Below are 10,173 nucleotides of genomic sequence, written 5' to 3'. Positions count from 1 at the left end.
GTTCAGACTGGCTCCGCTGCGCTGCGCCGCTGGCCGCTGCCGCGAAGTGGCCGTTGCAGGTTCTTCGGGTGCGGGTGCGTCTCGGGCCTGCGGCCCACCGCAGCCGAAGCGAGGCGGCGAGGAGCGCTGTGGTTCGTTGGCCGCAGGCCGAGGGGTGGCCGGGGCCGGGGAGTGTGGCGCGCTGCGCTGCGCCTGGGTGGCCCTTTCCGTCCGGGGGCGATTGCCGCCCGTACGAGACAGGCCCACGGCTGGGGAAACTCCACACCGACGGCCGACGCGCCCGATATGCCCGACACACCAGGTTCACCCTTCAACTGGGTGCAGTTACCTCCCGATTCCGCGTCCCATAAGGCGCTTTTGTCGGGCGGCAACCGCACCCTACCTGCCAGTAGCCAGCCGCGGAACGCAGCGGTGCCCCCAGCAGCCACCACCACCGCCCCACCCTCCACTACAGACGCCGTGGACCCGCAGGGTCCGACACGAGCCCGCACCCAACCAACCGGCAACAACCACTTCGCGGCAGCGGCCAGCGGCGCAGCGCAGCGGAGCCAGCCTGAACCCCGACCACGAACACCGCCGCAGACAGCGCACCAACACCCGCCCGGCCCCTCCCCTCCCGCCGCCAGCGCCTTGGACCCGGAGGGTCCGAGACGAAAGCCGCAGCCAGCCGAGCGCAAATACCGCCCCACCCAACCCCCAACCCCCAACCCCCAGCCCCGCCACCGCACACGCTTTGGTCATGGTCCCGGAACATGCCCGTCACTCAGTCAGCACAAAACTGCGCGCCGGCGGATGCACAGCCACGATCGACCGGACACAGGGCCCGCCCAGGCTGGGTGCAGTGCACGGCAAACCGTGCGACTGACGGTGGAGAGGCGGGTTCCGATGGGTGTGTGGAGTGCGAGAGCGGCCCGGGTCCCGCGGCGGCGTGCGGTGTGCGGAGCGCTGGCGCTGGCCGCGGTGCTCGGCGGGGGTACGTACGCGGGCGTCGGAATTGCCGGGGTCAGGCCGTCCCCTACCGCCTCCCCCCACCCCTCCCTCACCGACCGCGCGACGATCGCCGACAAGGTCGACCTGCCCTGGCCGGGCGAGGGCCAGACCAGTATCTCGGTCGACGGGCTGGGCTCGCTCGGCAGCAAAGGCGGGGCCAAGCCGGTGCCGATCGCGAGCGTGACCAAGGTGATGACCGCGTACGTGATCCTCAAGGAGCACCCGCTCAAGGACGGCGATCAGGGGCCGCAGGTCGATGTCGACGCGCAGGCCGCCCAGGAGTCGCAGTCCCTGAGCGAGTCCACCGTGCCGCTGCGCAAAGGGCAGCGCTACACCCAGCGCCAGCTCCTGGAACTCCTCATGCTGCCCTCCGGCAACAATGCCGCCCGGCTCTTCGCCCGCTGGGACTCCGGCTCCCAGGAGAAGTTCGTCAAGAAGATGAACCGGGCCGCGCGGGACCTCGGGATGACCCACACCGAGTACACGGGCGCCAGCGGCGTCGAGGAGAGCACCCGCAGCACCGCCGACGACCAGCTGAAGCTGGCGCAGGCGGCCATGGGGCAGCCGGTCCTGCGCAAGGTCGTCGCCCTGCGCAAGACCACCGTGCCAGGCATACCCGGCACGGTCACCAACACCAACGACCTCCTGGACCGGCCCGGCGTCATCGGGCTCAAGACCGGCTCGACCACCCCCGCGGGCGGCAACCTGATGTGGGCCGCCAAGCTGCCCGCGGGCGGCGAGCAGCGCCTCGTACTCGGCGTCACCCTGGCCCAGCGGGCGAACACGTCGCCCACCGAGGGTCTGTCCGCCGCCTTGGAGCGCAGCGGCAAACTCATCGAGGCACTGCGCACACAGCTGCCCGCCGCCCTCGACGGCAAAAAGAGCGACGAAAAGAGCGGCGCAAAGAGCGATGAGAAAGGCGACGAGAAAAACGACGGGAAAGACAGCGGGAACGACAGCGGGAACGACGGCGGGAACGACGGCGACGAGAAGGCCCGGCCGTGACCGCCCTGAACACGGCGGCGACGCTGGACCGCGACATCGAAGAACACCGGCAGCCCGTGCTCCGTATCGACCTGGCCGCCGTGGCCTCCAATACCCGGCGCCTGCGTGCCCATTGTCCGCGGTCCGCGTTCATGGCGGTCGTCAAGGCCGACGCGTTCGGCCACGGTATGAGCGATGTAGCCCGTACCGTGCAGGCGCACGGCGCCGACCGGCTGGGCGTGGCCGCCCTCGGTGAGGCACACGCGCTGCGCCGCGCCGGGCTGTCCGGACCGGTACTGGCCTGGCTGACCACCCCGCACAGCGACTTCGAAGCCGCCCTCCAGGACGACATCGAGGTGGCCGTGCCGGGGCTCGAACACCTGCGTGCCGTTGCCGTCGCCGCCTTCTCCACCGGCCGCACCGCACACGTCCACCTGCATGCCGACGTCGGCATGGCCCGTGACGGCGCGCCTCCCGAACAGTGGGAGGAGCTGTGCGGTGCGGCCCGCCGTCTGGAGGCCGCGCGGGTGCTGCGCGTGGTCGGGGTGATGGGGCATCTCGGCTGCGCGGACCACAGGGACGACCCCCACAACCGGCAGGGCCGTAAGGCCTTCACCGCCGCCGTACGGCAGGCCCACCGCGCGGGGCTGCGGCCGCGCCACCGCCATCTCGCCGCCACCGCTGCCCTGCTCAACGACCCGCTCAGCCACTACGACCTGGTCCGGGTGGGCGCGGGCCTGTACGGCATCGACCCGACCCGCCGGGCCGGTCTGCGCCAGGCGATGACGCTGACCGCGCCGGTCGCCGCCGTACGCGACGTGGCGGCCGGCACTCCCGTCGGCTACGGGCACGCCTTCCACACCGACCGGCCCACGCGCCTCGCGCTGCTGCCCCTCGGCTACGGCGACGGGCTGCCGCGCCAGGCCTCGCACCAGGCACAGGTGCTCCTGCGCGGCCGACGGCGCAACGTGGTCGGCCTGTTCTCGATGGACCAGATCGTCATCGACGCGGGCGACGACCCCGTCGCCCCCGGCGAAACGGTCACCGTTCTGGGGCCCGGCGACACCGGAGAGCCCACGGTCGAGGACTGGGCCCGCTGGGCCGGAACGCTGCCCCATCACCTCCTCACCACGCTGGGCGCCCAGCCGCGTCCGGCCCGCCGCACCCTGCCCGCTCCCCCTCCGTCCCCCTCCGCATCCCGCCACCCCGCCGACCTGGAGATTCCCCGATGACCAGCACCACGCCCCACCCGGTACGCGTCGCGATCATCGGCGGCGGCCAGAACTGCGAACACGACGTCTCCCTGGCCACCGCCCACGCCGTCGCCACCGCCCTGCCCGACGGCTACGAACCCCTCGGCCTGACCATCGGCCGCGACGGCGCCTGGCTCGGCCCGGACGGCCAGCCCCTGGCCGACGGTCTCGCCGGCGCCCTGCGCCTGCTCCGTACCTGTGACGTCGTCTTCCCCGCCGTCCACGGCCCGCGCGGCGAGGACGGCACCCTGGCCGCCCTGTGCGACCTGGCCCAGCTGCCCTACGTCGGCTCCGGAGTCCGTGCCGGCGCCCTGGCCATGGACAAGGCCACCACCAAACTCATCGCCAAGGACCTGGGAATCCCCGTGGCCCGCTCCGCCCTCGCCACCACGGCCGACGGCACGCCACCGCTTCCGCTGCCCCTGGTCGTGAAGCCCGTCGCGGCCGGGTCCAGCCACGGCGTCACCCTCGTCGACACCCCCGACGCCTACCGGCCGGCTCTCGCCGCCGCGCTCGCCCTCGACAGTCGCGCTCTCGTCGAGGAAACGCTCGAAGGACGCGAGATCGACATCGCCGTCCTGCAACGCGCCGACCAGACCCTGGTCACCAGTCCGGCCCTGGAGATCCTCACCGCCGGCCGCCTCTTCGACACGACCCTCAAGTACGACGGCACGGCCGCCTTCCGTATCCCCGCCCCTCTCACCAGCCAGGAGCAGAGCACCCTCACCCGCCATGCCACCCGGCTCTTCCGCGCCCTGGGCTGCGCGGGCACGGCACGCTTCGACTTCTTCCTCACCCCAAGCGGCTTCGTCCTCAACGAGGTCAACACCGCCCCCGGCCTGACCGAGCACTCCCAGGTCCCCAAGATGTTCGCCGCCGCCGGCAGCCACTACCCGCAACTGCTCACCGAACTCATCGACAGCGCCCTCGCCACGCACCGGCGATGACCCATCTCGTCACGTCCGCGCAGGCCGCCCCACCCAGCAGCCCCAGCCACAACAGCCGCACCGACAGAACCAGCAGCACCAACAACGACTTACGTAACAGCTTGCGTAGTTCTACGGATGTGCCCGACCTGCGCCTTTGCCAGGCTCGTTCCGGCACACGCGGCTTCTGCGCAGCGCCGCGCGAGTCGGCGGCTGCCCGCGCCCGCCCCACCCCGATCTAGGAACGCGAACGCACATGGGCCTGCTGGACTCGTTCAAGAACATGTTCTCTTTCAAACGGAGTTCAACAAGGGGTTCCTGACCGGCCGCGCCTTCTGGCAGCTGCGGGGAAGCGGTACGAACAGGAGCGGATCAACGACGACGGCGAGAGGTTCTCGCAGGCCGCGGACGAGCTGCTCAACCGCGACGACAGCCCGTGGAACCGCCTGCCCTGGCAGTAGTCCCCCCTTCTCGCACCCGTCCCGCCCCTCGCCCCGAAAGCATCGAGCGCATGTCCCACACGTTCCAGGTCGACCTGCGTGGACTGGTCGACCTTCTCTCGCACCACCTCTACTCCAGCCCCAAGGTCTACCTGCGCGAACTGTTGCAGAACGGCGTGGACGCCATCACCGCGCGCCGCGCCGTGGACCCGCACGCCCCCGCCACCGTCCACCTCCTGCCCGGGGACGGAGGCGGGGGCGGAGGCGAGGGCACCACCCTGCGCGTAGAAGACAGCGGCATCGGCCTCACCGAGGCCGAGATGCACAACCTCCTGGCCACCATCGGCCGCAGCTCCAAGCGGGACGGCCTGGAGAGCGCCCGCGCCGAGTTCCTCGGCCAGTTCGGCATCGGGCTGCTCGCCTGCTTCGTCGTCGCCGAGGAGATCCGCGTCGTCAGCCGCTCCGCCCGCGACCGAGAGGCGCCGCCCGTCGAGTGGCGCGCCCGCGACGACGGCTCGTACACCGTACGGACGCTGCCGCCGGAGGCCCGTACGGACCCCGGCACGACCGTCCACCTCATCGCGCGCCCCGGCGCGGAGGACTGGCTGAGCGCCGCTCGCGTCACCGAACTCGCGCACCACTTCGGCGCGTTGCTTCCCTACGACGTACGCGTCGGGGACCAGCCGGTCTCCGAGCGCCCCGCCGTCTGGGAACGCGCGTACTCCGGCCCCGCCGCCCGTCGCGCGGCCCTCGCCGGGCACTGCCGCGAGACCTTCGGCTTCACCCCGCTCGACGCCATCGAGCTGGACGTGCCGCTGGCCGGGCTGCGCGGCGTGGCGTACGTACTGCCCTCGGCCGTCAGCCCGGCGCAGCGCGGCGCCCACCGCGTACACCTCAAGGGCATGCTGCTGACCGACCGCGCGGACGCGCTCCTTCCGGACTGGGCGTTCTTCGTGCGCTGCGTGCTGGACTCCGACAGCCTGCGCCCCACCGCCTCCCGCGAGAACCTCTACGAGGACGACACACTCGACGCCGTACGCGAGGTCCTCGGCGAACGCGTCCGGGCCTGGCTCGCGGAGCTGGCGGCCGGCGAGCCGCAGCGCCTCGCGCAGTTCCTGTCCGTACATCACCTGGGCGTGAAGTCGCTGGCGCGGCACGACGCGGAGATGTTCCGGCTGATGCTGCCGTGGCTGCCCTTCGAGACCACCGAGGGCCGGGTGTCCCTGGAGGAGTTCGCCCGCCGCCACCCGGTGGTCCACTTCACCCGGAGCACGCAGGAGTACCACCAGGTCGCGGCCATCGCCGCCGCGCAGGGCATCGGCGTCGTCAACGGCGGCTATACGTACGACACCGAGCTCGTCGAGCTGCTGCCCGCCGCCCGCCCCGGCACGGCGGTGGCCGAGCTCGACCCGGACACCGTCACCGCGCATCTGGACTCCGTCGCGCCGGACGCGGAACTGGCGCTGGGCCCCTTCCTCGCCGCCGCACGGTCCGCGCTCGACCCGCTCGGCTGCGATGTGGTGCTCCGCTCCTTCCAGCCCGTCACCGTTCCCGCTCTGCATCTGGACGACCGCGAGGCCCGTCACGAGCAGGCCAGGGCCGAGGAGGCGGAGGCCGCGGACGGCCTGTGGGCCGGCATCCTCGGCTCGCTGCGCGGCGGCCGGCCGCGCGCCCGGCTGGTCCTCAACCACCTCAGCCCGCTGGTGCACCGCATGGCCGCGGCCCCCGACCCCGAACTCGTCGCCACGGCCGTCGAGGCGCTCTACGGGCAGGCGCTGCTCACCTCCACGCGCCCGCTGCGCCCCGCGGAATCGGCCCTGCTCAACCGCGCCTTCCTCGGGCTGCTCGACCGGGCGGTACGCCCCACAGCGCCCACCGCGCCCACCGAGCCCACCGGTCAGACGCCGCCCCCGCCCCGCACCTCCGGAGAGACCAGATGACCGCCGCCGACCGCTCGCGCGAAGACATCCGCTTCGACATCTTCGAACTCGACGACGAGCCCTTCGGCGCCGCGCGCAACGCCCGCGCCGCGGAGCTCACCGCCGAGGCGGAGGCCACCGGCCACCGGCCGCTGCTCGTCGAGGCGCTGGTCCAGCTGACCATCGCGTACAGCACCAGCTCCGAGTGCGACAAGATGTTCGTGCCCTTCGCGCGGCTGCTGCGCATGTGGGACGAGAACCCCGCGGACTTCGACGAGGACGACACCCACCAGCTGTTCTGGATGTTCAAGTGGGTCACCGGGGACGCCCTCGCCCAGCCGCAGATCCCGCTCGCCTCGATCGAGCAGTGGCTCCCCGAGATGCGCCGCCGCTACCGCATCGCCGGCCACTCCGAACGGCCCGTCCACTCCCGCGAACTGGACATCGCCCAGCACCTGGGCGACCGCGAGCGCGGCGACCGCGCCCTGGCCGCCATGCTGGCCGCGGACCGCGACAACATGTCCGACTGCCACGCCTGTGAACTGCGCACACAGGGGCTGTGGGAGGTGGAGAACGGGGACGACGCGGCGGGCGTCGAGGCATGGCGGCCGGTGACCGACGGCCACGAGGACTGCCTGACGGAACCCCACCGGACCCTCGCCTACTCCCTGCTCCCGCTGGTACGCCTCGGCCGCCTGGACGAGGCCCGCGCCCACCACCTGCGCGGATACCGCCTCGCCCGCTCGGAAGACGCGCTCGGCAGCGCCGTCGCCGCCCATGTGGAGTTCTGCGCGCTGACCGGCAACGAGCCGCGCGGCCTGGAGATCCTGGCGGAGCAGGGGCCCCGCTGGGAGCTGCGCGGCGACGTCGAGCCGCACATGGACTGGCTGGCCTGCGCCGCCCTCCTGATGCGCCGCCTGGTCGAACTCGGCCACGGCGACCGGCCCGTACCGGGCCCGCCCGGCCTGTCCGGCGGTCAGTGGACGGCCGCGACGCTGCTGAGCCACGCGCGGGAGGGGGCCCTCGCGCACGCGGCACGGTTCGACGCCCGTAACGGCAGTACGCGCGTATCCGACCTGATCCGGGCCCGGATGGCGGCGGAGCCGCTGGTGGACGGGCTGATGCTGGGGGTGCGGACGGCTGCTTTGGGGGTTGGGGGCGGTACGGGAGTTGGTACGGGAGTTGGTACGGGTGTGAGCTCGGGAGCTCGTACGGGCGAGGCGACACGTGGCGGACAGACGCGAAACGAACAGCCGCAGCCTGCCCAGGAACTGACCGAGAAACTGACCGCGGAACTGGCCGAGGAACCGACTGCGGAACTGACCGCGGAACTGCTCGAAAAAGCCCGGCGGCTCACCGAGTCGGCGCACCCGTCCGCCGGAGCCGCCTGGCAGCGGGCCGCGGCGGCCGTGGAGCGCGCCGGTGACGCACTGAGCGCAGCCGACCGCGCCGACCTGCTCGACACCGCGGGCATGGACGTCGGCAGGACGGCGGGCGGATCCGAGTCCGGAGGGTCCGAGGCCGAAGAGGCGTCCGCGGAGATCCTGTTCGCGGAGGCGGCGGACCTCCACGAGGAGGCCGGACGCCCCGGAAGGGCCGTCGTCGCACGGGCCCGCGCCCTCCTCAGCTCCCCGGACCTCACGGTGGACAACGACACGCTCGCCCTCCTCGGCGAGCTGGGCGCACGGGTGGACGCCCTGCACGCCGCGGGCCGGGCGACCGCCGCCGAGACGCTGGCGGTGCACATGTTCCGCTGCCGGATACGGGCCGCGCTGGTCGGCTCCGCGGTCGACCCGGAGGCCGAGGCCGCGGATGTGGGCACCGGGCTGGAGCGCCTGATCGCCTTCGCCGAACGGCACCAGGACGACCCCGCCGTCCTCTCCCGCATCGCCAACGCCACGGAGCTGCTGGGCCGGCTCACCGCGCCGCGCGATCTGCCGGCCGCCGTCCAACTGCTCGGCACGGCGGTCGCCCGCCACCACGAGTCGGGCCGCCCCTGGTTCGCGACGACGGCCGAGATCCAGCTCGCCCAGGCGCACCTGGCCCTCGGGGAGCACGGGGAGGCCGCGGCTGTCGTACGTACCGTGCTGGACGACCCGGAACGGGTGGCGCTCCTCGAACCGGGCGACCGGGCGCGCCTCTGCCTGGCACTGGCGGAAGCCGTGGCGAGCCGGGGAGGAGAGGGAGAGGAACCGACGGGCGACACGAAGCCCGTACTCGACGCCGAGTGGGCGACGCTCCTGCTGGACGCCGCCCACTTCGCCGACCGCGCCGACGAGTCCGCGACCCTCGGAGCCCTCGCCCGCCTGCGCCTGGGCGGCCACTACTGCGAGACCGGCCGCCACCACGAGGCCGCGTCGATCCTGGAGTCCGTACTCCCCGACCTCGCCGAGGGCCACGACGAGAGCGACCTCGTCCAGGCGCACGTCTGGCTCGCGCACTCCTACAGGCACACGGGCGGCGAACCGGGCCGCGCCGCCGAGCAGTTCATCCTCGCCGCCGACATCGCCAAGGGCTGGGACGACCAGCACCACCACGCGATCCTGAGCCACCAGGCCGCGGAGGCCCTCAGTCGGGCCGGCATGGCGGCGGAGGCGTTGCAGGCGTACGAGCGCGCCGAGCAGCTGTGGCGCGGGCTCGGCGACAGCGGCGCCGCGGTCCGCTCGCTGCGCGCCCGCGCATGGGAAACGCTGAGGGCGAAGGGGCAGGAGGGACAGAAGCAGGCGCAAGAGGCCGCTGAGGCGGTCATGCGGGAGGCCCTGCGTGAGAACGAGGAGAGCGTACGAGCCGCCTCAACCGACCCGACTGAGCTGCTCCGTGAACTCGGCTGCACACACGAGCAATTGACCCGGCTGTGCCTGGAACGCAGTGACGGCGCGCCGGACGAGAAGTACGACTCGCCGGAGCAGTACGCGCTCAACATCGCCGCGTTCGAGGAGGCGCTCGGCCATATGGGGCGGGCGATCGAGGTGTTCCGCTCCTGCGGAGAGGGCGCACTGACCGAGGTGACCAGGGCGGAACTCTTCACCGCACGGTTGGAGTCGGCCCTCCACCGCACCGACGCCGCCGCCGAACGCGCCCGCCGGGCCAGCGCCGCCGTCCGGGACGTACCCGACCCGGACGGCACACTGACCCGCCTGGTGGAGGAGTGCGAGGCGCTGATCGAGGACGCCCGGCAGGACCGGCCGGGCGAGTGACCGCCCTGAGCGCGCTCAGCGCGCTGGGATCACCGAGGTCGCCGTGAGCGGTGCTGCGAGACGAGTGATCGACGGCCGCTTCGAGCTGCTGGAGCGGCTGGGCGGCGGCCCCGGCATGAGCGTGTACCTGTCCGACGCGTACAGATCGGGGTACCTCAAGGCGGATACCGGCGGAAAGGTGATCGCTACGAACCCGCGGGAGAAGTGAGGCGCGAGGCTATGAGGGCGGCGAGCGCGGCGCGCGACGGCACGCCCGTCTTGCGGTAGACGCGGGCGACGTGGCTCTCGACCGTACGCGTACTGAGACAGAGCCGCTCGGCGACGGCCTGGTTGGTGAGCCCGTCGGCGACGAGCCCGGAGATCTCACGCTCGCGGGGCGTGAGCGCGCTCAGCACGTCGTCGCAGGGGCTGCCCGGCCGTATTCGCTCGGCGAGCCCGACGAGCAGCCGGGCATCGCCCTCGCG

General features: G+C 72.8%; 7 protein-coding genes. 6 read left to right on the top strand and 1 reads right to left on the bottom strand.

All coding sequences use genetic code 11. The annotated features are described in order from the left end of the window. Window positions 1-885 precede the first annotated feature (885 nt). The 6 genes from ACFU99_RS19600 to ACFU99_RS19575 all read left to right on the top strand — a co-directional run bounded on the left by ACFU99_RS19600 (window position 886) and on the right by ACFU99_RS19575 (window position 9,917). Window positions 886-1,995, top strand: coding sequence for a D-alanyl-D-alanine carboxypeptidase family protein (locus tag ACFU99_RS19600; RefSeq protein WP_384393529.1), 1,110 nt, complete (start codon window positions 886-888; stop codon window positions 1,993-1,995). Continuing rightward, window positions 1,992-3,206, top strand: coding sequence for an alanine racemase (gene alr / locus ACFU99_RS19595; RefSeq protein WP_384393526.1), 1,215 nt, complete (start codon window positions 1,992-1,994; stop codon window positions 3,204-3,206). The genes ACFU99_RS19600 and alr overlap by 4 nt, the downstream gene beginning before the upstream one ends. Next, the gene (locus tag ACFU99_RS19590; RefSeq protein WP_384393523.1) at window positions 3,203-4,174 is read left to right on the top strand and encodes a D-alanine--D-alanine ligase; all 972 of its coding nucleotides are present in this window, start codon (window positions 3,203-3,205) and stop codon (window positions 4,172-4,174) included. The genes alr and ACFU99_RS19590 overlap by 4 nt, the downstream gene beginning before the upstream one ends. Before the next feature lie 490 nt (window positions 4,175-4,664). Beyond that, window positions 4,665-6,533, top strand: a complete 1,869-nt coding sequence (locus ACFU99_RS19585; RefSeq protein WP_384393520.1) for an HSP90 family protein — start codon at window positions 4,665-4,667, stop codon at window positions 6,531-6,533. Continuing rightward, the gene (locus ACFU99_RS19580; protein WP_384393517.1) at window positions 6,530-9,709 is read left to right on the top strand and encodes a tetratricopeptide repeat protein; all 3,180 of its coding nucleotides are present in this window, start codon (window positions 6,530-6,532) and stop codon (window positions 9,707-9,709) included. The genes ACFU99_RS19585 and ACFU99_RS19580 overlap by 4 nt, the downstream gene beginning before the upstream one ends. 43 nt (window positions 9,710-9,752) lie before the next feature. Next, a complete protein-coding gene (locus tag ACFU99_RS19575) occupies window positions 9,753-9,917 on the top strand; it encodes a hypothetical protein (RefSeq protein ID WP_384393514.1) in 165 nt (54 codons plus the stop codon). On the opposite strand, the gene ACFU99_RS19570 is transcribed toward ACFU99_RS19575, so the two are convergent. Then, window positions 9,895-10,173: helix-turn-helix transcriptional regulator (locus ACFU99_RS19570; RefSeq protein WP_384393511.1), on the bottom strand; the 279-nt coding region annotated here is incomplete at its 5' end. The two genes, ACFU99_RS19575 and ACFU99_RS19570, sit on opposite strands and share 23 nt — an antisense overlap.

The organism is Streptomyces sp. NPDC057654 (genome assembly GCF_042800135.1).
In the GTDB taxonomy this organism is placed as follows: Bacteria; Actinomycetota; Actinomycetes; order Streptomycetales; family Streptomycetaceae; genus Streptomyces.
This window is presented reverse-complemented; position numbering and strand designations above follow the sequence as displayed.